21 protein-coding genes and 1 pseudogene are annotated in these 19,950 nt (G+C 61.3%); 3 read left to right on the top strand and 19 right to left on the bottom strand.

The features are described 5' to 3' along the window. Positions 1 to 8: 8 nt before the first annotated feature. The 17 genes and pseudogenes from B0E42_RS05930 to B0E42_RS05850 all read right to left on the bottom strand — a co-directional run bounded on the left by B0E42_RS05930 (position 9) and on the right by B0E42_RS05850 (position 12,508). Positions 9 to 608, bottom strand: a complete 600-nt coding sequence (locus B0E42_RS05930; RefSeq protein ID WP_024617650.1) for a YmfQ family protein — start codon at positions 606 to 608, stop codon at positions 9 to 11. Continuing rightward, the gene (locus tag B0E42_RS05925) at positions 596 to 1,636 is read right to left on the bottom strand and encodes a baseplate J/gp47 family protein (RefSeq protein ID WP_077505951.1); all 1,041 of its coding nucleotides are present in this window, start codon (positions 1,634 to 1,636) and stop codon (positions 596 to 598) included. Before B0E42_RS05925 ends, B0E42_RS05930 begins: the two co-directional genes overlap by 13 nt. Continuing rightward, positions 1,626 to 2,024 (bottom strand): phage GP46 family protein, encoded by a 399-nt coding sequence (locus B0E42_RS05920; protein ID WP_077505949.1) that lies wholly within the window; start codon positions 2,022 to 2,024, stop codon positions 1,626 to 1,628. The genes B0E42_RS05925 and B0E42_RS05920 overlap by 11 nt, the downstream gene beginning before the upstream one ends. Continuing rightward, positions 2,024 to 2,533 (bottom strand): phage baseplate assembly protein V, encoded by a 510-nt coding sequence (locus tag B0E42_RS05915; protein ID WP_028237198.1) that lies wholly within the window; start codon positions 2,531 to 2,533, stop codon positions 2,024 to 2,026. The genes B0E42_RS05920 and B0E42_RS05915 overlap by 1 nt, the downstream gene beginning before the upstream one ends. Positions 2,534 to 2,713: 180 nt before the next feature. Continuing rightward, a complete protein-coding gene (locus B0E42_RS05910) occupies positions 2,714 to 3,754 on the bottom strand; it encodes a phage baseplate assembly protein (protein WP_077505947.1) in 1,041 nt (346 codons plus the stop codon). Between the two features lie 3 nt (positions 3,755 to 3,757). Further along, positions 3,758 to 4,996 carry a DNA circularization protein gene (locus B0E42_RS05905; RefSeq protein WP_077505945.1) on the bottom strand — a complete coding sequence of 413 codons (1,239 nt, stop codon included), beginning with the start codon at positions 4,994 to 4,996 and terminating at the stop codon, positions 3,758 to 3,760. After that, the gene (locus tag B0E42_RS05900; protein ID WP_077505943.1) at positions 4,983 to 6,557 is read right to left on the bottom strand and encodes a phage tail protein; all 1,575 of its coding nucleotides are present in this window, start codon (positions 6,555 to 6,557) and stop codon (positions 4,983 to 4,985) included. The genes B0E42_RS05905 and B0E42_RS05900 overlap by 14 nt, the downstream gene beginning before the upstream one ends. A 130-nt stretch (positions 6,558 to 6,687) precedes the next feature. Then, entirely contained in the window at positions 6,688 to 6,984 is a 297-nt protein-coding gene (locus tag B0E42_RS05895; RefSeq protein ID WP_077505941.1) for a phage tail assembly protein, read from the bottom strand. Further along, entirely contained in the window at positions 6,981 to 7,328 is a 348-nt protein-coding gene (locus tag B0E42_RS05890; RefSeq protein ID WP_003198314.1) for a phage tail tube protein, read from the bottom strand. Before B0E42_RS05890 ends, B0E42_RS05895 begins: the two co-directional genes overlap by 4 nt. Positions 7,329 to 7,394: 66 nt before the next feature. Then, positions 7,395 to 8,891, bottom strand: coding sequence for a phage tail sheath subtilisin-like domain-containing protein (locus B0E42_RS05885; RefSeq protein WP_053178311.1), 1,497 nt, complete (start codon positions 8,889 to 8,891; stop codon positions 7,395 to 7,397). After that, positions 8,891 to 9,073, bottom strand: coding sequence for a DUF2635 domain-containing protein (locus tag B0E42_RS05880; RefSeq protein ID WP_003198311.1), 183 nt, complete (start codon positions 9,071 to 9,073; stop codon positions 8,891 to 8,893). The genes B0E42_RS05885 and B0E42_RS05880 overlap by 1 nt, the downstream gene beginning before the upstream one ends. Next, positions 9,070 to 9,654 (bottom strand): hypothetical protein, encoded by a 585-nt coding sequence (locus tag B0E42_RS05875; protein ID WP_053178310.1) that lies wholly within the window; start codon positions 9,652 to 9,654, stop codon positions 9,070 to 9,072. Before B0E42_RS05875 ends, B0E42_RS05880 begins: the two co-directional genes overlap by 4 nt. An 85-nt stretch (positions 9,655 to 9,739) precedes the next feature. Next, positions 9,740 to 10,081: pseudogene (locus B0E42_RS05870) on the bottom strand (hypothetical protein); the annotation flags it as partial. 36 nt (positions 10,082 to 10,117) lie between these two features. Continuing rightward, positions 10,118 to 10,468 carry a phage holin family protein gene (locus B0E42_RS05865; protein WP_024618257.1) on the bottom strand — a complete coding sequence of 117 codons (351 nt, stop codon included), beginning with the start codon at positions 10,466 to 10,468 and terminating at the stop codon, positions 10,118 to 10,120. 66 nt (positions 10,469 to 10,534) lie between these two features. Further along, the gene (locus B0E42_RS05860) at positions 10,535 to 11,116 is read right to left on the bottom strand and encodes a DUF642 domain-containing protein (protein ID WP_053178309.1); all 582 of its coding nucleotides are present in this window, start codon (positions 11,114 to 11,116) and stop codon (positions 10,535 to 10,537) included. Between the two features lie 38 nt (positions 11,117 to 11,154). Next, the gene (locus B0E42_RS05855) at positions 11,155 to 11,313 is read right to left on the bottom strand and encodes a Com family DNA-binding transcriptional regulator (RefSeq protein WP_077506046.1); all 159 of its coding nucleotides are present in this window, start codon (positions 11,311 to 11,313) and stop codon (positions 11,155 to 11,157) included. A 460-nt stretch (positions 11,314 to 11,773) separates the two neighbouring features. Further along, positions 11,774 to 12,508, bottom strand: a complete 735-nt coding sequence (locus B0E42_RS05850) for an XRE family transcriptional regulator (protein WP_053178392.1) — start codon at positions 12,506 to 12,508, stop codon at positions 11,774 to 11,776. Positions 12,509 to 13,056: 548 nt separating this feature from the next. Between B0E42_RS05850 and B0E42_RS05845 the strand changes: the two genes are divergently transcribed. From B0E42_RS05845 to fdxA, 3 genes are all read left to right on the top strand, one after another. Continuing rightward, positions 13,057 to 13,410 (top strand): DUF6124 family protein, encoded by a 354-nt coding sequence (locus tag B0E42_RS05845; protein ID WP_077505939.1) that lies wholly within the window; start codon positions 13,057 to 13,059, stop codon positions 13,408 to 13,410. 1,111 nt (positions 13,411 to 14,521) lie between these two features. Then, the gene (mutS, locus tag B0E42_RS05835; RefSeq protein ID WP_174599569.1) at positions 14,522 to 17,089 is read left to right on the top strand and encodes a DNA mismatch repair protein MutS; all 2,568 of its coding nucleotides are present in this window, start codon (positions 14,522 to 14,524) and stop codon (positions 17,087 to 17,089) included. Positions 17,090 to 17,231: 142 nt separating this feature from the next. Continuing rightward, positions 17,232 to 17,555: a ferredoxin FdxA gene (gene fdxA, locus B0E42_RS05830; protein ID WP_024618571.1), complete on the top strand. Its 324-nt coding sequence runs from the start codon at positions 17,232 to 17,234 to the stop codon at positions 17,553 to 17,555. Between the two features lie 952 nt (positions 17,556 to 18,507). On the opposite strand, the gene B0E42_RS31020 is transcribed toward fdxA, so the two are convergent. Both B0E42_RS31020 and rpoS read right to left on the bottom strand, forming a co-directional pair. Continuing rightward, positions 18,508 to 18,675, bottom strand: a complete 168-nt coding sequence (locus tag B0E42_RS31020) for a nucleoid-structuring protein H-NS (RefSeq protein ID WP_139353156.1) — start codon at positions 18,673 to 18,675, stop codon at positions 18,508 to 18,510. Between the two features lie 253 nt (positions 18,676 to 18,928). Further along, complete coding sequence (gene rpoS / locus B0E42_RS05820; RefSeq protein WP_003198289.1) at positions 18,929 to 19,936, bottom strand: RNA polymerase sigma factor RpoS; 1,008 nt, start codon at positions 19,934 to 19,936, stop codon at positions 18,929 to 18,931. Positions 19,937 to 19,950: the final 14 nt, after the last annotated feature.

The following is a 19,950-nucleotide window of genomic DNA, read 5'->3' as shown; positions in this document are numbered from 1 at the left end:
TTTACTCCCTAGTCATAATTAATGTGAACCTTGGTATGCGCCGGTGCACTGCGGTGAATCAGGCACTCCAGGGCCGAGCCCGGGTTGACGCCAAAACGTTCACCCCAATAGCTGGCGCCAAAACGCCGGCCCAACAGCAGGCGGCCGCCGGTATTGAGGGTCCACATGAATTGCGCCTGCCAAGTGCCAAAGTGAGCCTCGCCGAACCGTGCGCGGCCCATGCGCGGGGCCTTGAGTTCGGTGATGGTGGCGTTGGGGTAGCCCTGGCTCTTTGCGATTTCCACGTAATAGGCAATGGCCTGGCTACCGACCGCCAACAACCGCCGACGCACCGCCAAGCGACGATCGTCATACAACGGCGTGGCGCCCAGGCACGGATCAGGCAGGTTCATCACCCGCTCCCAATCCGGCACCAGCTCACTCACGCCCGCCGGGTCCATTTCGTTGAGCAAGTCGGCGGCACGGGCGTCGAGGCGGGCCAGCTCCTGGGCGATACCTTGCAGCACTTCGTCCAGTTCCGGCACGCGCTCCGGATCCCAGGCCGGGCCGCTGGGCAGCAGGCTGCGCAGTTGGGCCTGGTACTGCTCGGCGGTTCTTATTCCAGCCATGTGCAGCCTCCGAACGTCAGCAACTGGTTGCTGGCGGCGACGACATCGGCGATAGGCGCGCTGAGTTTGTGGTCGGTTTCGCCGGTGGCGCTGCTGATGGCTTCAGCGATATGACTCAGCAACAGCGTTTCGCCGAGGCCAGCTTCACGATTGTGCAAGTCGCGCAGTTGCGCCTCGATGGCGGCCCGCACGGCACTGGTGTCCGGGGTGATGCGCAGCCTGTAGTTCACCGGCAGTTGCGTCGGCGCCAGCACGTGCAACTCGGCGGTCACCGGACGCAAGGGCTCGATGTAAGTCCGCACCTCTTCCAATTGTTCGGCGTTGGGGATCGGTTGCGGATCGTCGTCCCGCATCACGAACAGGCCGACAGTACCCGGTCCCAGGTAGCTGCCCCGGCACCACGCACGGGTAATGCCAGGGCACTCCAGGGCCCAGGTTTCATAATCCTGGGCCGAACCGCCGTGAGGAATGACGCGATAGGAACGGATCACCCTGGCCCGCAGCGACTCGAGGCTTTCCCGGGCGACACCGCCGGTCAGCCCTGGGGCCAGCACGGTGAAGCTACTGCCGATACCGAGGATCGGTTGAACGGGCGTCAGCACCAGGCCGGCGTCGGCATTGCCCAGGCTGCCAGCGTCCAGCGCGGCGATGGTGGCGGTGTTCAAGCCATTGCTGGTGGTGCGGGCGGTGGTCACTTTGTACGTACGGCCATCCGTCGATTGCAACAGCGTGTCGACATCCAGCACTGCACCGGACGTAGCGCTGAAGCTGACATTGCCGCCGGCCACTTGAGCCGCTTTGCGCGCCTGGTTCAGTCGCAGGGCAGCGATGCGTTCAAGGGTGGACTCATCGGCTTTGTCCGGCAGGATCTGCTCGGCGATCCAGTCCAGGTAGCCATACAAGCCATAGGCGGCGCCACCGAGGGTGCGGGCCAGCACTTGGGCATCGGACTGGCGCAGCGAATCGCTGGCCAGGTCGCTTTTGGCGCGCTTGATCAGCACCGGCAGCGAAGGGGTTTCAAACGGCATAGGTCACCTGCCAACTGTTATCGGGGTTGATGTCCAGGCGCTCGCCGTCAGCCAGGGTCAGGACCGTGCGCAGGTTCAGGCGCTGGGCGTCGAGGCGTTCGCTGATGATGTCGATGCCCCTGCAATGGCCGTCGTCGATCAGCCATTGCAAGGCTTCGCGGGCATAGAATTCGGCGTCGAGCTGGGTTTGGCGGGTCAGCTTGACCCGTCGCAACAGCCACAGCCGCGAGCCGATGCGGTCGTCGGCAACGGTAGGAAAGGTGTCGCCCCACCAGCCGAAACGTTCCTCGTCATCGACGGCATCGTCGTCAGCGGCGCGGCGCCAGGTGAACAGACTGATCAGCACCGAGCGCGTCAGTGCGGCATGCAGGTTCTGGCTGATGAACATCATTGGCCTCCCGCCGGTGCACCGGTCTGACCGTTGCCGGCCTGTACACCAACATGCACGTGTTTGATCTGGCTGATGCCGCCGGCGATCTGGTCGCCCTGGGAAACGATCTTGCCGGTGTGGTTGATGACCGGGCTGTCGATGTTCACCGCGCTGCTGGCGCGGATGTTCAAGGTCGCGGTCTGGATGTCGATGACACGGCCGCGCTTGAAGTGGAGCTTGTCGCCTTCATCGGTGTAGAGCGCCACTTCGCCCGGGGCCAGGGCCTGGAGGCGGAAGCGGCGATCGGCGACCACCAGGACCACGGCATGGGAACGGTCGCCCCCCAGGAACGTGGCAATGCCCTCGGCACCGGCCAACGGGTTGCTGGTAAAGCCGTAGGGTTCGAAGTGCTCCATGTCGTCGTTCACTTCGCCGGCGGTGAGGCGCATTTGCAGCGACTGCAACTTGGTGGCCGAATTGGCGAGCACGACAGTGCCGCGCGCCAGGAGGCGGGTCAGTAGGCTCATTGAGGTTTTCCTTCGGAATCGGGTTTAACAGCAATTGGGCGGCTAACCCGGAACACTGTGGGAGCGAGCTTGCTCGCGATAGCGGTCTGACATTCGAAACAGATGTTGACTGACACACCGCCATCGCGAGCAAGCTCGCTCCCACAGGAGATCTCTGGTGGGCAGGCATCGGTGCCGGATTCAGGGTTTGGGCGGCAGCGGGTTGGCGTCGAACGTATGCGGCGGCGCGACTTGCAGGGTAGTGACGGAGCCTTGTGCCGACAGCGAGTACGTCACTTTTGAAATCAGCATGTCACCGTCGAACCCCAGCACCGGGTCGATCACCCGCACCAAGGTGTTATGCCGCCACAAGTCGCCATTGGCCTGGCGCCAGCCCTGCACGCGGTAGGTGGTGGTCAGGGCCTTGCCGGTGCGGATGGCGCTTTCCCAATCGGCCCGTTGCTGGGCCAGTTCGAAGGTCAACTGCGCGCTCTCGCTGATCACCGTCACCCGCTTGCGCTTGAAACTCAAGTCGGTGGCGGTGCCAGAGACTTCGCTCACCGCCGCCCCGCTCTGCTGGTCACTGCCCTTGTGCTGGCCGATGACCCGGTATTCGGAGAACACCTGGCTGTAGTCCATCGGTGCGTTGCCCGAAAGAATATTCTTACCCAGCTCCAACACATCACTGGCCCGCCCGCCGCTGCCGGGTTTGGCCAGCAGCACCCGCCCTTGCGCGTCATCGGTGGAGAACACCCGGAACAACGTCAGCAAGCGGTCGATGGATTGAAAAACCGTTTCCCCCGGCACGATGCTGTGTTCGCTCAACCGCGCGGTTTCAGGGATTTCACTGATGACCCCCACGCCGTATTGCGACGCCAGAGCCTGGACGATGCTCAACACCGTTTGCCCGCGCCATTGCGTCGGGCGGTTGATCGCCGCGCAGTCCACCAAATCCTGGGTCTTGGAACCGCCTTCAATGCTCAGGCTGATCTGCCGACCGTCATAGCTGACCGGTGCCTTGAACACATAACCGCTGAGGACCAGGTCGGCACCAATGCGCACCTGGCATTCATCGCCCGGACGGATCGGCACCGCTTGGGTCTGCCCCGGCCATTGCCAGGTGATGTCGAGTTTGAAGGTGCGGAACTGACGCTCCAGGTCCGCACTGATTTCCACACTTTTCCAGCCGCCGTAATCCAGCCCGCCGACGGCAAGCGAGACAGCGTTGTCGAGCTCGTTCATGGCTTACTCCCCCGAGACTTTCAGGTCATTGGGCGGCAGGAAACCAGGATGGGCTACGCCGTTACGCTGGGTCACTTCAGTCACCCTAGTGGCATCGGCGAATTGCTGATACGCCACCACCAGCGCCGGCAGGCTTTGCTTGAACGACAGGTTGATCAGCCTTACACCCGACGACGCCACCGCCGTCAAGTGCGCGGCCATTTGCTGGCGCAGGTTGTTCATCGCCTGGTAGTGCTCCGGATCTGCCTTGAGGGAGGCCTGCCAGATCGCATCGTTAAGGGCATCGCGCAGGGCCAGCACATCGTCGGCCACCGGCACGTCCCGGCGCTGGACCGGTTGCACGGCCTGTTGCGCCACCGACGGCGTGGCCCCCAACTTGACCGCAGGCGCCGCCACCGGCATCGCCGCAATCCATTGCGCGGCCTGCACCAGCAGCGTGTCCTGCACCAGGTCGGCCACGGCCTGGGCTGCCGCCGTGGTGTCCTTGCCGGTGGTGAGTTTGGGCGCGTCGGCCTTGCGAATGGCTTCCACCTGTTGCGACACGCTGGCAATCACGCCGCGATAGCCGTCACGGGCAAAGTCCTTCAGTTCGCGGATGTCGCCCAACAACCCCTTGAACTCGGCCACCACTTCCTTGGGCAATTCTTTCACCGCCTTGACCAGATCGCTGAGTTGCCGATAGGTCTCGATCAACGGCTTGAGCTCCTGCTCGATCACGCCGTAGATATCCTTGAGGCTGTTGCGCAGGTCCGCGATGCCGATCCGTGCGGCCTTGATCAAGGTCATGGCGTCTTCAAAGCGCCGCACCGCCGAACCGAGGAAGCTGTCGGCCGAGACCAGCAGCAGTTTCTGGCTGTTGATCGTGGCCGAGGGAAATTGCAACGGCTGGTCGGGATAGAACTTCAGGGCGAACGTCACCAGCCCGCCGTCCTGACGGGTCTGGGTCATGTCGCATTCGCCGACCTTGACTTGCAGGCGCCCCAGCCATGGATGCACCAGTTCACCGCTGCCCTGCTCCAAAGCCTTGAGCAGCTTGTCGCGCTGCTCCAGGCAATCGGGGCCGACGATGAACGCGGTCAACTCATGAGTCTTCGCCTGCTGGCCGAGCCCCTCGAAAAACGGCTGGTCGCGTTGTGGATATTCATGCAACTGGCCCTTGTGGCCGACCGGGGTTTTCGCCTGATCGACCCAGAACCCGACGCCACGAAACGACGCCGGCAACAAACGATCACGCCAGCTCATTGGAGCCTCCTGTGGAAAGTGAGCGATAGCCGATGCGCGAACTCACCGCCAAGGCCGGTTGATTGGTCTGAGGCGGATCGGCGCGCAACCCGGCCGGCGCGTTTTCGAAGCGCACAGTCAGGCCGCCTTCGAGTTGCGTGCGGTTGTTGGCGGCGCTTTGTTGTACCAGGGCGCTGGAGGTTTGCGGCAACGCACCCGGCGCCAGCGAGGTTTTCGCTGGCCCGTTGGCGGACGCTGGCGCCAGGCTGGACGACAGGACCGGAGGCTGCTCGCTGGCCCCGCCAAAAAAAGCCGGCGCCAGCTCACCCTTGCCTTCGGCATTGGTGGCGCGCTGCGCTTCGGTCAGTCCTTCGACCTTGCCAGTGAACGTGGTGATGAGTTCACCGAAGCCGCCATTGAAGAACGCCTTGATCGGTGCAATCACGCCCTGCAGCTTGTCCCACCACTGGCTGAACCACTCGCCCACCGGCCCCCACTGTTGGGTGAGGCCCTCGATGGGCGACCAGTCGAACAGGCCGCTGAACACCGCCAGCATGATCGCCACCTGATTGCGGACGCCCTCCCAGATCCCAGCGAAGACTTCTCCGATCGTGCCCCAGTTGGCCATGATCAGTCCCAACGGCGTCCAGTCGAAAAGGCCTTTCAGAGCATCCATCACTGGCACGGTCAAGGCCTTGAGCAGATCCCAGATCGCCGCGAACAACCCGGTCAGGGGCGCCCAATTGGCAACAATCAAACCCAAGGGTGACCAAGCGAACAGCGTCTGCATGAAACCAATGACCGGCGTTGCCGCCGCCACGATCACATTCCAGAGCGCGCCAAAAAAGCCGCTGATCGGGCCCCAGTTGCTGATCACCAGCCCCATCGGGGTAAAGGCGAACATCGTCTTGAAGAACTCGACCATCGGCAGCACGATCGGCGCAAGCCGCTGCCAGAGCCCGGCGAAGAACGCCGAAATCGGCGTCCAATGGGCGATGATCATCCCTGCCGCCAAGGCGATGCCCATGGCAATCAAGCCGATGGGGTTCATCTTCATGGCCAGGTTGACCACTTCCATTGCCTGACTCGCGCCGCTGACCGCCATCTGGATCGCGTTGAACGCCACGACACCATTCGCCAAGCCCTGTACCAGTTGCGGGTTGTCCTGCAGCACCTGGGCTACACCGCTGACCATGGGCTGCAAACTGACCGTCACCGCGTTGACCGCAGGTCCCAGCGCCGAGCCGAACAGCACCGACACGTTACTGATGGAAGTCTTCAATCCATCCAGGTTCTGTGCCGCTACACGGGGCGCTTCAGGCGCCTGGACGGCGCTGGCCGCGGCGCTCGCTGCGCCCGTCTCGTCCTTGAAGGCCAGCGCCGACTTGAGCCCGTCCATAAACGGTTGGGCCAGGCCGCCGCTGGGCAGCAGACCAGAAATATCCAGGCTGCCCAGGCCCGTGGCGTCGAGGTTCTGCTTGAAACTCGCGACCTTCGCACGAAGGCCGGCGAGCTTGGGTGACAGCTCATCGATGCCCGTGAGCAGCACCGCTTTTTTCTCTACCGCTTGTGTGTCTGCCATCACTGCACCTGCTGCATCGCATTGATCCGTTGCGCGTGCTCCAGGGATTCGCGGAGCACATCCAGTGGCCTGGCCATCATCTGTTCGGGGTCAACCTTCCAGAACCAGGCCAGGTCATAGGCGGCGGCGATCAGGTCGCCGATGGCTGCGACGCCGCACTCATGAAAAAACTCGCGACGGCCCAGCTCAGGGCGTTGAGGTCAGCCAGATCCAACTGGTTGACCGACGACGGTGGGATACCGGCGCACACCGCGATGTATTTGGCCGCGACGTCCATGTCCAGGCTCACCTCCTCGCTCTTGTCGATCTTGTACGGCAGCGCCTTGATCGCCCGGACTTCCTGCACCGTCGGACGGCGCAGGGTCAGTTCGCTCACCGGCTCGCCGTGGGCCTCGATGGCCACGCGCAGCGTCACGACATCGGTCATTGCCAGGTCCCCTTGATGCCTTCGAATTTCAGTTCGATGGTGGCGTCGTCGCCCTTGGACACCGGCTCTTCCACCAGGTAGGCGCCGGCCAGCACGTAGACCTTGCCGTTGTTGAATTCGCAGGTGACAGTCATGTCGGTGCCCGCAACCAGTTGCTTGAGCGGGAAGTCCGCGGTGTGCAGCGCCGTCACCTTGAAGGACGGGGCAATGTCGGTTTCCTTGTAGAAACCCGGTACGACGGTTTCGCGTTTGGTGAACATCAGTGGCGCTTCGCAGCCACCGTTGATGGTCAGTTGAGCGCCGTCCACTTTGACGTAGCAGGTGCCCGCAATCAGTTGACCCATGGTGTTTCTCCCTTCAATAAAAAGCCCACGCGAAGTGGGCTGAATGCATGCGACTGAGTGCTACCGTCAGGCGGCGTCGTCGTATTGCAGGCGGAATTGGTTGAGCAGCGCGAACACCCGCAGGCCGTTGATGTAATCCGGCGGGAACAGCACGTTGACCCGGCTCGGGTCCTGACTGTCACGCTCGACCACCAGGTGCTCGGCGAACAGCTCGGCGTTTTCCACATGGCCTTCCAGTTCGAGTTTGGCGTATTGAGCGATCAGCTCGCCGCGGATCGTGCTCGGGGTCACGATGGGCTGACCGGCGCCGAAACGAGTGCCGTCGGCGGCCAGTTTGTGGCGACCGTACTTGCTGGTGATCACGCTTTGCAGACGACGGACGATGAACGCCGACTGGTGCATGGTTTCGCTGTCCAGGTAGGAGTTGTCAGCCTGGCCGAAGGCATTCTTCTGATACGTGGTGATGGAACGCTGGATGCGCACGTAACCACCTTCGTAATACGCCGTGGCGATGCCGTAGTTGAGCAGCGACTGACGCTCGGTCAGGGTGAAACGTTCGCTGGCCGGTGCTGGGTCCAAGCCCGGCAGGCTGCCGCTCTGGGTCGGACGGCTGGCGTCGGCGGAGATGAACACCGCCGTGCGAGCCGCCAAGGCAGCGGCCTGGACCCAGAACGGTTGCGGTACGCCCAGTTCCAGGGCCTGGATGGTCATGTGCTGGTCGTTGCGTGCCTGACCGGCGGCAACCAGGGTGCCAATAGTGCCGCGCTTGGCGCTGTAGACATGGCCGAACAACTGCTTGGCCCAGGACCAGCGACCGGTGTTGTCGTCCATGACCGCTTGCCAGGTGTTGAGGCTTGCCACATCGGACCAGGGCATGGCGATGAATTCGAAAGGCTCGTCGCCCAGGGCCGCAACGGCAGCGGTCTGGTCCGGCACACCGGCGCCGCCGGTCATCGCAGTGATGGCAGTGGTCAGCCCCGCCGGGGTGTTTTCGCCATTGCTCTTGCCCAGGCGATTGAATTGCAGGCTGATGTCGTTGCCGCTGTCACCGGTCCATTTGGCGCGCAGGGTCACGACACCTTCGGCGGCCGCAGCAGTCACCGGCAGGTCGGCGGCCGCGTTGATTTTCAAGGCCAGCGCAGTGGCGGCCTGAACCGCCGTGGCGCCGTTGACGATGGCGGCCTGGACACGCACACCGCCAACGTACAGGTTGAGCATACCGCTTTCAGTTGCGGCGCCGGTGAGGGTCAGCACGCCCTGGGAGATGGCGCCTTCGACGTTGTGCAGCGGCAGGCACCAGATTTCACCGAGCGGGTCGGTCTTGCGCCAGGTCTCGTACATCGACGCGAGCATCGAACCCTGCCCGCCGATGTTCTTGGCCAACGCGACGCTGGACACCAGCACCAGTTTGCCGACCTCGGCCGGGGCGACGTTGTCGTTGACCTGTGCGACGATCAACCGGCGCATGGCCGATGACGCGCTATTGGCGGCCGAGTTGTCCATTTCGGCGTAGAACAGCGGAACACGAATGTCCGCGGGAATATTGCTGAATCCGATCGCCATTATTTGGCTCCCTGTGGTTTTGCCGCTTTCACGGCTTTGGTAGTGATATCGCCATCGGCCAGACGTCGACGCCACCAGGCGTTGTCTGGCACTTCACGGCCTTCGAGGGGCAACAGATCGCCCGCTTCCGGGTCCGGTACGGCACGGCCCGGGGCCGGCAGCACGGTGATGCGTTTGCTCATGGGGTTACGTCTCCAGAGAAAGTCAGTTCCACGCGCCCGTCGGGGCCGGGACGTTTCAGGTTGGGGTCCGCCGGGTCGATGGCATCGACCCGCACGGTGGCCCCGGTAAAGGACGACAAGCCGTCCAGTTCACGCTCGTGCCAGCTTTCGGCAGGCTGGCTCGCCAGATTGCGGCCCAACTGGAACTCGGCGAAAAAACGCAGCCGGAACAACGCACGGCTGCTATTGATGGAAACCAGTTCGCTGCCGTCGTATTCAATACCGATGTACTCGGCGCCCGGCTTGAACCCCACCAGCGCGCGCCACAGTTCGGCCCGCAGGTCGTGCAACAGATCCAGCGCTTTTGTCGCATCGGTAGCATCGAGCACCAGCACGGCATCGAAGCGATCACGCACCGCTTGCAGCGTGACGTTCTGAGCCGCGTTCTTGCTGGCGATGTCGGCGGTGGGCAGGACATAGGCGCAGGGGGTCTGCAGCGGGGTCTCGGCTTGCAGCGTGGCGAGGTCAAAACCTGCGGCCACGCGATGGGCGAGCGTCGGACATTGCTCACGCAACTGCGTGAGGATCGGTGTGATCTTCATGGGGGGCTCCAGTATCTGAAGGCGCGAGTCCCCCTGTGGGAGCAGGCTTGCTCGCGAAAGCGGTGGGTCAGGCAACATGGATGTTGGATGGCAGGCCATCGAGCTCCGTGGGCAGGTCGCATTGATCGCCCGACAGCCCCCAGCGGTTGTCCATGACCAGGTGTTTCAGCTCCCCGGCCAGATCGCAGGCATCCCATCCTGGAACGGCCATGACCACTTGCAAGGAAACCGTCAGGACATGGGCGATACGCCCGTCATTGGCGCGGTTACCGGGCGCATCACGCTCAAGGGCAATCAGCACCCAGGGTTGATCGTCGGTGCCATCGAAATCCTGGGGGCTACCGACTTTCAAGGCGGGATAAATGGCGCGCAGCGTCTGGGCAATGGCCGAGAATAGCTGCGACGGTTTTTCGATAAGGGCAGGCATTGATCGCCTCCTTTGGTATGGATCAGCGCTGTCGATTCACGGCTGGTCGGGAGGAACGTCCCGCGGCGGCACTTCGCAGACGCCGAGCCGCTTGGCGACCCAGCGCTCGTAAAGACCGATCGCCACATCGGCACCGGCCATGGCGGTCAGGCAACCCAAAGCGCAGGCGCTCCAGATCGACATGCCGAGGGCATACAAAAGCATGGTTGCCGATACGCCGCAGACCACGCAGGCACCGGAGCGCAAGGCCAGGCGCCGCAATAACGACCAGCCACGGGCGCCCTCCTTGTCTGCGCGCCACATCTCGCCGGACACCCCGCCCACCAGGGCGAGCACGATGACCAGCCAGATCGGCATGTCCAGCAACGCTTGTTGCTCGTTTGTCATGTCTCGTTTCCTGGGGTGATGGATGATTGCTTGGGGGCGGCGGGTCTTCGCAGGACAAACGATGTTTTACAGTGGCTCAACGATGACGTTGTCGATGAAGGCGAAGTTGGCGTAAGGGTTCTGCTCATTGGAGAACGCCAAAGTCGTTTGAGCCGAAGTGGCCGTGAAGTCATACGTGATGGTGCTCCACTCCACCGCGGTACCTTCCGCCGACGGCGTGTTGAAGGAGACACTCTGCCCCGCCACCTTGACCTGGATGGTGCCGTCGCCGGAGCGGCCGGCGTAGCGCGAATTACCCGCGCTGAAGGTCAATCGGTACTTGGCGCCGACTGCGGTGGCGAAATTCTGCTGGATACCACCGCCGTTGCCATAGACATAATTGGCCAGGTCGACAATCACAACGCCATCCGCAGCCACGGAACCCCCGATCGAGGCGGGCATATTGAAGTACTCGGCACCGGACAAAAACGTCGTCCAACCGGTGATGAAGTTGGCGTTCGCCGGCGTATCAAGGATGCAACTGCCGCTGCAGCCTGGCTGTTCGAAGCTACCGTTGTCCAGAAGGTTGGCGGCGCTGGCGTTGCTCCCGACACCGAGCAGAGCAATGGACAGCAACAGCGGGGCGACGTATTTCTTGAAACGATTCATGATTCACCTCTTGAGTTATTGATTGATCGCGCGGTTGATCAACAGCGCTCATCTCGCTCTCTGGCGATCACTCGAGGCTCAACGGCCTTCACATGATTCAACGTCCCGCACCGGGAACACTTGATCTGGAGTTCGGTGTTCTCGCCCATGCGGGCCAGAAGTCTTTTGCAGTGACCGCATCTGAAATCCTTCAGCATCGAAAGCCCTCCCATTGGCGGCGGTTTGAAGTGCCTCACGACACAGGCATTCCAAAAAGCCCGGTCACCCAGGCTTTTCAGTAATGCGCTTGATCTTTCGGCGCGACTGGCGCGGTACGGATCCATTCAAATTGTTCCTCCGACCGCGGTCCCTGCCCGCCGGATAACTGCTTCTGGTGCTTTACGCTGCACACCCGGGTCAGTTGCCAACCCTCTGAACCGTTAAGGCCGGTTCATCGCTGCCTGTTGATGGAACTAAAGAGCTTCGTTGCCAGCCGCTTTGTCGAGCGGCTTGGACACAGAATATGCATGGATGCATATACAGTCAATGCGCAAATGCATTTATTTATGCACGGAGAATGCGCCAACGCATGAAACCCTCGTAAACACAGGGGCTACGGGTTTTCAGGAGGCGAAAAAAAACCCGCATGGCGGCGGGTTTTATCTGACAGCGGAGGGGTTAGCGGGCGTACATGCCCCACCAGAAGACGTGGCCGAGGATGACGATTTGCTCGTCCTGCATTTCCTGGAAGGTGTAGTCCTCATCCGGATGCTCATCACGGTTGAAGCTGCGCAGGCGGATGCCGATGGGCAGGCGGTAAAGCTGCTTCACCCGCAATTGGCCGTTGTGATTGATGGCGTAGAGGTCACCGTCGACGATGTCGCCGATCCCGCATTTGCCCGCATTCACTCCGACCGTGGCGCCGTCGCGCAGCACCGGCAACATACTGTTGCCGCGCACCGTCACGCACTTGGCCTGGTCGAACTGCACGCCGTTGTGGCGCAGGCTGCGCTTGCCGAAGCGCAAGCTGGAGCGCTCGCTTTCCTCGATGACGAATCTTCCTGATCCAGCAGCCAATTCAACCTCGCGCAGAAAAGGGACCGACACTTCGTCTTCTTCGACGGGTGTTTCGTCGTCCCACAGGCTTATGTCCTTGAGTTCGGAATGCGGCTCATCGCGGCGGGCATTGCCAGCGGGCACAACGTCCGCGCGCCCGCGCAACTGGTCGGTGCTCACGGCAAAATATTCGGCGATCTTCGAGATGTGTTTATCCGAAGGATCGACGATCTTGCCGCTGAGGATCCGCGAGAGGGTGGACTGAGGCACGCCGGTACGCCGGTGAAGCTCCGTGGGGGAGATCCCGTGCTGATCGAGCAATGCTCTTAATACGGTAGAAACGTTGCGTTTTTGCATAACGCGCATAGTGCTTGTTCTTTTCGCAGAAGACAAATGCTGTTTTGCATAAATATGCAATGTGTAGGAGCTGTCGAGTGCAACGAGGCTGCGATCTTTCCCCAGACACTTGAATCTCAAGCGAAAGATCAAAAGATCGCAGGCTTCGCCAGCTCCTACAAAAGCCAAACTCCCCCACCCGGGATTTGCCCTACAGGCCCCTAAGAAAAGACTCCAATCGCGTCCTTCAAATGTGCGACGCAAGGCTACGTTTTCTTGCGCCTCTGCCTACAACTACGCCAGAATCCGCCGGCTTGTGCGCCTTGGGTCTCATCGGTACTTTTGATCCTGTCACTGCCCATCAGTGATCGGGTTTAGTCGCTCGGTATTCCAAGGTGCTCATTGCTCCATTCAGTCAGGTACTTCTATTCCTGCACTTGATGGTAGTTGTGCGCAGGGCGCCCTCGGGCGCGCCGGTTCCTTGGATCCCCGGTCGACTAACCTGCGTACAGCTGCCGCCCCTCGTTTAGTCGCGAGTGAGTGGTGGCTCAACTTCAAGGATCCATAGAATGCCGAAGAACACACCAAATCCCCCAGACGATCACATCTCCCGCAGCCAATCGGCCAACGCCAAGAAACTCGATGACGCGGCCACTCGCGCCCTGGACTATTACCTCAAGCCGAAAGCCGACAAAGAAACCTGCGACACACCCGACACCCTTTTCATCATCGCCCCCAACATCGACGCCGAATGCCTGCTCGCCAACCTCAGCGAAACCCTGGCCTCGGCCAACGCCATGGTCAGCGACCTGGCATTCGACCTGAAGGGCTCGCGGCGGAATATCTTGCTGGGGGTTCAACAGATGATCGAGCTGAGCCAGTTGCTGGCGAATCGGGCGTTGGATGTGGTTGAGGTGAGGTAGGCATCCATGATGCAAGCCGAGACCTAGGAGAAACCCGAGTAACCACTGTGGGAGCGAGCTTGCTCGCGATAGCGATAGTTCAGTGACAACTAAGTTGTATTGGTTGCCGTCATCGCGAGCAAGCTCGCTCCCACATTGGATCTGGGTACAGCCGGAGAGACAGGCCGGCTGTAAGGCCGCCTCGCGAGCAAGCTTTGCTCCCACAGATATGATAGGTGTGCGACCGGGAGAGCCAAGTCGGCTATCAGGCCGCCTCGCGAGCAAGCTTTGCTCCCACAGATATGATAGGTGTACGACCGGGAGAGCCAAGTCGGCTATCAGGCCGCCTCGCGAGCAAGCTTTGCTCCCACAGATATGATGGGGGTACGACCGGGAGAGCCAGGTCGGCTACCAGGCCGCCTCGCGAGCAAGCTTTGCTCCCACAGATATGATAGGTGTACGACCGGGAGAGCCAGGTCGGCTATCAGGCCGCCTCGCGAGCAAGCTTTGCTCCCACAGATATGATGGGGGTACGACCGGGAGAGCCAGGTCGGCTATCAGGCCGCCTCGCGAGCAAGCTTTGCTCCCACAGATATGATAGGTGTACGACCGGGAGAGCCAGGTCGGCTGTAAGGCCGCCTCGCGAGCAAGCTTTGCTCCCACAGATCTGATGGGGGTACGACCGCAAGAGCCAGGTCGGCTACCAGGCCGCCTCGGCGTGGACGTTGATCTCGGCGCCCCGTTAACCACGATGGCTGAACGAAGGTATTGCGCAGTGGGCAACCCGGCATGGATGCCGGGTTAGCCGCGCTGGGCCATGGATGGCCCTTCGCGGCGGCCCACGGAGCAATGCCTTCGTTCAGGCATGCCGAGCCTAGGCGAGGCACCGAGTGGTGGGGCATGAGCGTTTTGCTTACTTTTGCGCTTCTCAAAAGTGAGCCGCCGTCAGGGCGGAACCCTAAGCAGCCGTTACCGAAAAAACGGATAAGCCCCCAATCCCAAAAACCACTCACATATGGGTAGCACAGACCACCCATGTTAACCTTGCGCCCATCGCGGAAAAGCCGGGCCAATGCCCCTCCTTTTGCCCCACACCTTTCAACGAGCTTGCCTGACACCCATGAATACAGCCGTGAACGACCTCTCCAGCCACACGCCAATGATGCAGCAATACTGGCGCCTGAAGAACCAGCACCCCGATCAGCTGATGTTCTACCGCATGGGCGACTTCTACGAGATCTTCTACGAGGACGCAAAGAAGGCCGCCAAGCTATTGGACATCACCCTGACCGCGCGTGGGCAATCGGCGGGCATGGCCATTCCGATGTGTGGGATTCCTTACCACGCAGCAGAAGGTTACCTGGCGAAACTGGTCAAGCTCGGCGAATCCGTGGTGATCTGCGAACAAGTCGGCGACCCGGCCACCAGCAAAGGCCCGGTGGAACGCCAAGTCGTGCGGATCATCACCCCGGGCACGGTCAGTGACGAAGCCTTGCTGGATGAACGCCGGGACAACCTGATCGCCGCCGTGCTGGGCGATGAACGCCTGTTCGGCCTGGCGGTGCTGGACATCACCAGCGGCAACTTCTCGGTGCTGGAAATCAAGGGCTGGGAAAACCTGCTGGCGGAGCTGGAGCGGGTCAACCCGGTGGAACTGTTGATCCCAGATGACTGGCCCAAAGACCTGCCGGCAGAAAAACGCCGTGGCGTGCGGCGTCGGGCGCCGTGGGATTTTGAGCGTGACTCGGCGCTGAAAAGTCTCTGCCAGCAGTTTTCCACCCAGGACCTCAAGGGCTTCGGTTGCGAGAACCTGACCCTGGCCATCGGCGCTGCCGGTTGCCTGCTGGCCTACGCCAAGGAAACCCAGCGCACCGCCCTGCCCCACTTGCGCAGCCTGCGGCACGAACGCCTGGATGACACCGTGGTGCTGGACGGCGCGAGCCGACGCAACCTGGAACTGGACACCAACCTGGCCGGCGGGCGCGACAACACCTTGCAATCGGTGGTCGATCGCTGCCAGACCGCCATGGGCAGCCGATTGCTGACCCGCTGGTTGAATCGTCCGCTGCGGGACCTGACCGTGCTGCTGGCGCGTCAATCCTCCATTACCTGCCTGCTGGATCGTTATCGCTTCGAGCAGTTGCAACCGCAACTCAAGGAAATCGGTGACATCGAGCGGATCCTCGCCCGTATCGGCCTGCGCAACGCCCGTCCCCGCGACCTGGCGCGCCTGCGCGATGCCCTGGGCGCGTTGCCCGAGCTGCAAGTGGCGATGACCGACCTCGAAGCACCGCACCTGCAGCAACTGGCACGCACCACCAGCACCTACCCGGAGCTGGCCGCGTTGCTGGAAAAAGCCATTATCGATAACCCACCGGCGGTGATCCGTGACGGTGGCGTGCTGAAAACCGGCTACGACGCCGAACTCGACGAGCTGCAATCGCTGAGCGAGAACGCCGGCCAGTTCCTGATCGACCTCGAAGCCCGGGAAAAAGCCCGTACGGGCCTGGCCAACCTCAAGGTCGGCTACAACCGCATCCACGGCTACTTCATTGAGCTGCCGAGCAAGCAGGCCGAACAGGCCCCGGCCGATTATGTTCGCCGCCAGACCCTCAAGGGCGCCGAGCGGTTCATCACCCCGGAACTCAAGGCGTTCGAAGACAAGGCGCTGTCGGCCAAGAGCCGCGCCCTGGCCCGGGAAAAGATGCTCTATGAAGCGTTGCTCGAGGACCTGATCAGCCAATTGCCGCCGTTACAGGACACTGCCGGTGCCCTGGCGGAACTGGACGTGCTGAGCAACCTGGCCGAACGCGCGCTGAACCTGGACCTCAACTGCCCGCGCTTCGTCAGTGAGCCGTGCATGCGCATCAGCCAGGGTCGTCACCCGGTGGTCGAGCAAGTGCTGACCACTCCGTTCGTGGCCAACGACCTGAGCCTGGACGACAACACCCGCATGCTGGTGATCACCGGCCCGAACATGGGTGGTAAATCCACCTACATGCGTCAGACCGCGTTGATCGTGCTGCTGGCCCACATTGGCAGCTTCGTCCCGGCGGCCAGTTGCGAATTGTCCCTGGTGGACCGGATCTTCACCCGGATCGGCTCCAGCGACGACCTGGCCGGTGGACGTTCGACCTTCATGGTGGAAATGAGCGAAACCGCGAACATCCTGCACAACGCCACCGAACGCAGCCTGGTGCTGATGGACGAAGTCGGACGCGGCACCAGCACCTTCGACGGCTTGTCCCTGGCCTGGGCAGCGGCCGAGCGCCTGGCGCACCTGCGGGCCTACACGCTGTTTGCCACCCATTACTTCGAACTCACCGTGCTGCCGGAAAACCAGCCTTTGGTGGCCAACGTTCACCTCAATGCCACCGAGCACAACGAGCGCATCGTCTTCCTGCACCACGTGCTGCCCGGCCCGGCCAGCCAGAGCTACGGCTTGGCGGTGGCGCAACTGGCAGGTGTGCCAAGTGAAGTCATTACCCGTGCCCGCGAGCACCTGAGCCGCCTGGAAACCACCAGCCTGCCTCACGAAGCACCGCGCCCGACCAAAGGCAAACCGGCCGCGCCGCAGCAAAGCGACCTGTTCGCCAGCCTGCCCCACCCGGTGCTCGATGAACTGGCCAAGCTCGATCTGGACGACCTGACGCCACGTCGGGCGCTGGATTTACTCTATACATTGAAGACACGGATCTAACGCACAGGCTTTCAAGCTGTTAGAATCTCGCGCGGTTTGGGATGCTGCGGGCCATTAGCCTAGCCTGCAGACTATCGCTCCCGAACCTGGCGAGCCCACCGTGAAGGGGTTCCGCTGCCGCCGCCTGAGGAGAGAATTAGAAATGACCTTCGTCGTCACCGACAACTGCATCAAGTGCAAGTACACCGATTGCGTAGAAGTCTGTCCGGTGGACTGCTTCTACGAAGGCCCGAACTTCCTGGTCATTCACCCGGATGAGTGCATCGACTGCGCCCTGTGTGAGCCGGAATGCCCGGCGACTGCCATTTTCTCGGAAGACGAAGTGCCGGCTGGCATGGAGAACTTCATCGTGCTGAACGCTGAACTGGCGGACATCTGGCCGAACATTACCGAGAAGAAAGATGCGCTGCCGGACGCTGAAGAGTGGGATGGCAAGGAAGGCAAGATCGCAGACCTCGAACGCTGATCACCCCTGCGTTCGTCGAAAAGGCCCCTTGCGGGCCTTTTTGCTTTTTCGGATCAAGAAATCGCGGGCAAAAAAAAGGGGCGGTTTGACCCGCCCACATTTTTTCCCTAATCCCTTTAATCCTTTTCATCATCCTGATGAATCGCGTCCTGCGATGTCCTTCCTTCCCATCATCCTTGACGGGTGTGTCTATCCGTCGACACAGGACTGATATTAGTATTTTCCCAGGCGAGTGCAACGCGGCTGATACAGGCGGCTTGCTCTGTAACGCTACGTTCATCAACAAATTTTCGTTATAAATCAGATGAATACAAAAAGATCACGGTGTTTATAGCGGTCTGTCCCGACGATGAGGAACTGATCGCTTACGTAACACTAGGCAAAGGCTTACACGCTGAACCTACAAATGGATCTCGGCTGGAAAAGCGATTCTTCAGAAACGCTCCAGGCCTAGTCGTTGTTGAGCTGTAGGTTTTATGAGTGGGATTTCAAAGAGGGGGTGTATATCCGTTGCTGCGGTAATGGCCGCTGACGGTTCCGCTCTTACAGCGGGTCACTTTCGAAAAGCGCGAAAGTAACCAAAGCGCTCATGCCCCACCACTTGGCACCTCGCCTAGGCTCGGTGTGCCCTCACTCCGGCATTGCTCCGTGGGCCCGCCGCGAAGGGCCATCCATGGCCCAGCGCGGCTATCCCGGCATCCATGCCGGGATGCCCACTCCACAATGCCTGCGTTCGGCCAGCGTGGTTAACGGGGCGCCGAGATCAACGTCATCCCCGAGGCGGCCTGATAGCCGACCTGGCTCTCCCGGTCGTACACCCATCAGATCTGTGGGAGCAAAGCTTGCTCGCGATGAGGCCAGCAAACCCAACATCCATGTGACTGAACCACCGTCATCGCGAGCAAGCTTTGCTCCCACAGGAGAAACGCGGTCTCACCAAGAGCCAGGTCGGCTATAAGGCCGCCTCGCGGTGGACGTTGATCTCGGGCGCCCCGTTAACCACGATGGCCGAACGCAGGCATTGATCCGTGGGCACCTCGGCATGGATGCCGAGGTAGCCGCGCTGGGCCATGGATGGCCCTTCGCGGCGGCCCACGGAGCAATGCCGGAGTGAGGGCATGCCGAGCCTGAGCGAGGCACCGAGTGGTGGGGCAAAGCGCTTTTGGTTACTTTTGGCTGGTCCGGCTCCCGGCTCTTCCAAAAGTGACCCGCTGTAAGAGCGGAACCATAAGCCGCCGTTACGCAAAAAACGGATATACCCCCAAACCCAAACCAAAAAAAACGGCACTTCCCATTCCTGAAAGAAGCACCGTTTTTTCCAAGTAAACAGCATCACAACCAGTCAGGGCGTTTCTGCTGCACTTGCCTTGGTATTATTGAAACAACGACTCGCTCGACAAGCCGTTCTTCTCCAGGATCTCTCGCAGGCGCTTGAGACCTTCAACCTGGATCTGCCTCACCCGCTCACGGGTCAAACCAATCTCCAGGCCTACATCTTCAAGCGTGCTGCTTTCATGACCGCGCAAGCCGAAGCGGCGAATCACCACTTCCCGTTGCTTGTCCGTAAGTTCCGAAAGCCACTGGTCAATGCTCTGGGACAAGTCATCGTCCTGGAGCAACTCGCACGGATCGGTCGGACGATCGTCGGTCAGGGTATCCAGCAGGGTCTTATCCGAGTCCGGCCCCAGCGAGACGTCTACCGAAGAGACACGCTCGTTGAGCCCAAGCATGCGCTTGACCTCTCCTACCGGTTTTTCCAGCAGGTTGGCGATTTCTTCGGGTGAAGGTTCATGGTCGAGTTTCTGGGTCAACTCACGGGCGGCCCGCAGGTAGACGTTCAGCTCCTTGACCACATGAATCGGTAACCGGATGGTCCGGGTCTGGTTCATGATCGCCCGTTCGATGGTCTGGCGGATCCACCAGGTGGCGTAGGTCGAGAAACGGAAGCCGCGCTCGGGGTCGAATTTCTCGACGGCGCGAATCAGGCCCAGGTTGCCCTCTTCAATCAGGTCCAGCAGCGAAAGCCCGCGATTGACGTAGCGTCGGGCGATTTTCACCACCAGGCGCAGGTTGCTTTCAATCATGCGTTTTCGGCCGGCCGGGTCGCCACTTTGCGACAGCCGCGCAAAATGAACTTCTTCCTCGGGGGAGAGCAGTGGCGAGAAACCGATTTCGTTGAGGTACAGCTGAGTGGCGTCCAGCGCCCGGGTATAGTCGATGTACTTATGTTGTTTAAGTGAAGCGGAGTGTTTGGATTTGGCACGAACGGAAGGTGGAGTCGCCCCTTCATCATTCGACATCGAATCCATAGCGATGCCGGTCTCCATAAGGAGAACCTCATCGTCGATGTCAAACTCCGGCACTTCTTTACTGAGAGCCATTGTTATAGTCCTTT

Origin of the sequence: Pseudomonas sp. A25(2017) (assembly GCF_002001065.1) — a bacterium.
Classification (GTDB): domain Bacteria; phylum Pseudomonadota; class Gammaproteobacteria; order Pseudomonadales; family Pseudomonadaceae; genus Aquipseudomonas; species Aquipseudomonas kilonensis.
This window is presented reverse-complemented; position numbering and strand designations above follow the sequence as displayed.

Excerpts from the sequence above, each read along its gene's own strand:
- B0E42_RS05850 (WP_053178392.1), bottom strand. The coding sequence starts at position 12,508 with ATGCAAAAACGCAACGTTTCTACCGTATTAAGAGCATTGCTCGATCAG.
- fdxA (WP_024618571.1), top strand. The coding sequence starts at position 17,232 with ATGACCTTCGTCGTCACCGACAACTGCATCAAGTGCAAGTACACCGAT.
- B0E42_RS05915 (WP_028237198.1), bottom strand. The coding sequence starts at position 2,533 with ATGAGCCTACTGACCCGCCTCCTGGCGCGCGGCACTGTCGTGCTCGCC.
- B0E42_RS05925 (WP_077505951.1), bottom strand. The coding sequence starts at position 1,636 with ATGCCGTTTGAAACCCCTTCGCTGCCGGTGCTGATCAAGCGCGCCAAA.
- B0E42_RS05910 (WP_077505947.1), bottom strand. The coding sequence starts at position 3,754 with ATGAACGAGCTCGACAACGCTGTCTCGCTTGCCGTCGGCGGGCTGGAT.
- B0E42_RS05930 (WP_024617650.1), bottom strand. The coding sequence starts at position 608 with ATGGCTGGAATAAGAACCGCCGAGCAGTACCAGGCCCAACTGCGCAGC.
- B0E42_RS31020 (WP_139353156.1), bottom strand. The coding sequence starts at position 18,675 with ATGCCCTCACTCCGGCATTGCTCCGTGGGCCGCCGCGAAGGGCCATCC.
- B0E42_RS05905 (WP_077505945.1), bottom strand. The coding sequence starts at position 4,996 with ATGAGCTGGCGTGATCGTTTGTTGCCGGCGTCGTTTCGTGGCGTCGGG.
- B0E42_RS05845 (WP_077505939.1), top strand. The coding sequence starts at position 13,057 with ATGCCGAAGAACACACCAAATCCCCCAGACGATCACATCTCCCGCAGC.
- B0E42_RS05865 (WP_024618257.1), bottom strand. The coding sequence starts at position 10,468 with ATGACAAACGAGCAACAAGCGTTGCTGGACATGCCGATCTGGCTGGTC.
- B0E42_RS05895 (WP_077505941.1), bottom strand. The coding sequence starts at position 6,984 with ATGACCGATGTCGTGACGCTGCGCGTGGCCATCGAGGCCCACGGCGAG.
- B0E42_RS05890 (WP_003198314.1), bottom strand. The coding sequence starts at position 7,328 with ATGGGTCAACTGATTGCGGGCACCTGCTACGTCAAAGTGGACGGCGCT.
- B0E42_RS05920 (WP_077505949.1), bottom strand. The coding sequence starts at position 2,024 with ATGTTCATCAGCCAGAACCTGCATGCCGCACTGACGCGCTCGGTGCTG.
- B0E42_RS05880 (WP_003198311.1), bottom strand. The coding sequence starts at position 9,073 with ATGAGCAAACGCATCACCGTGCTGCCGGCCCCGGGCCGTGCCGTACCG.
- B0E42_RS05855 (WP_077506046.1), bottom strand. The coding sequence starts at position 11,313 with ATGCTGAAGGATTTCAGATGCGGTCACTGCAAAAGACTTCTGGCCCGC.
- B0E42_RS05885 (WP_053178311.1), bottom strand. The coding sequence starts at position 8,891 with ATGGCGATCGGATTCAGCAATATTCCCGCGGACATTCGTGTTCCGCTG.
- B0E42_RS05900 (WP_077505943.1), bottom strand. The coding sequence starts at position 6,557 with ATGGCAGACACACAAGCGGTAGAGAAAAAAGCGGTGCTGCTCACGGGC.
- B0E42_RS05875 (WP_053178310.1), bottom strand. The coding sequence starts at position 9,654 with ATGAAGATCACACCGATCCTCACGCAGTTGCGTGAGCAATGTCCGACG.
- B0E42_RS05860 (WP_053178309.1), bottom strand. The coding sequence starts at position 11,116 with ATGAATCGTTTCAAGAAATACGTCGCCCCGCTGTTGCTGTCCATTGCT.
- rpoS (WP_003198289.1), bottom strand. The coding sequence starts at position 19,936 with ATGGCTCTCAGTAAAGAAGTGCCGGAGTTTGACATCGACGATGAGGTT.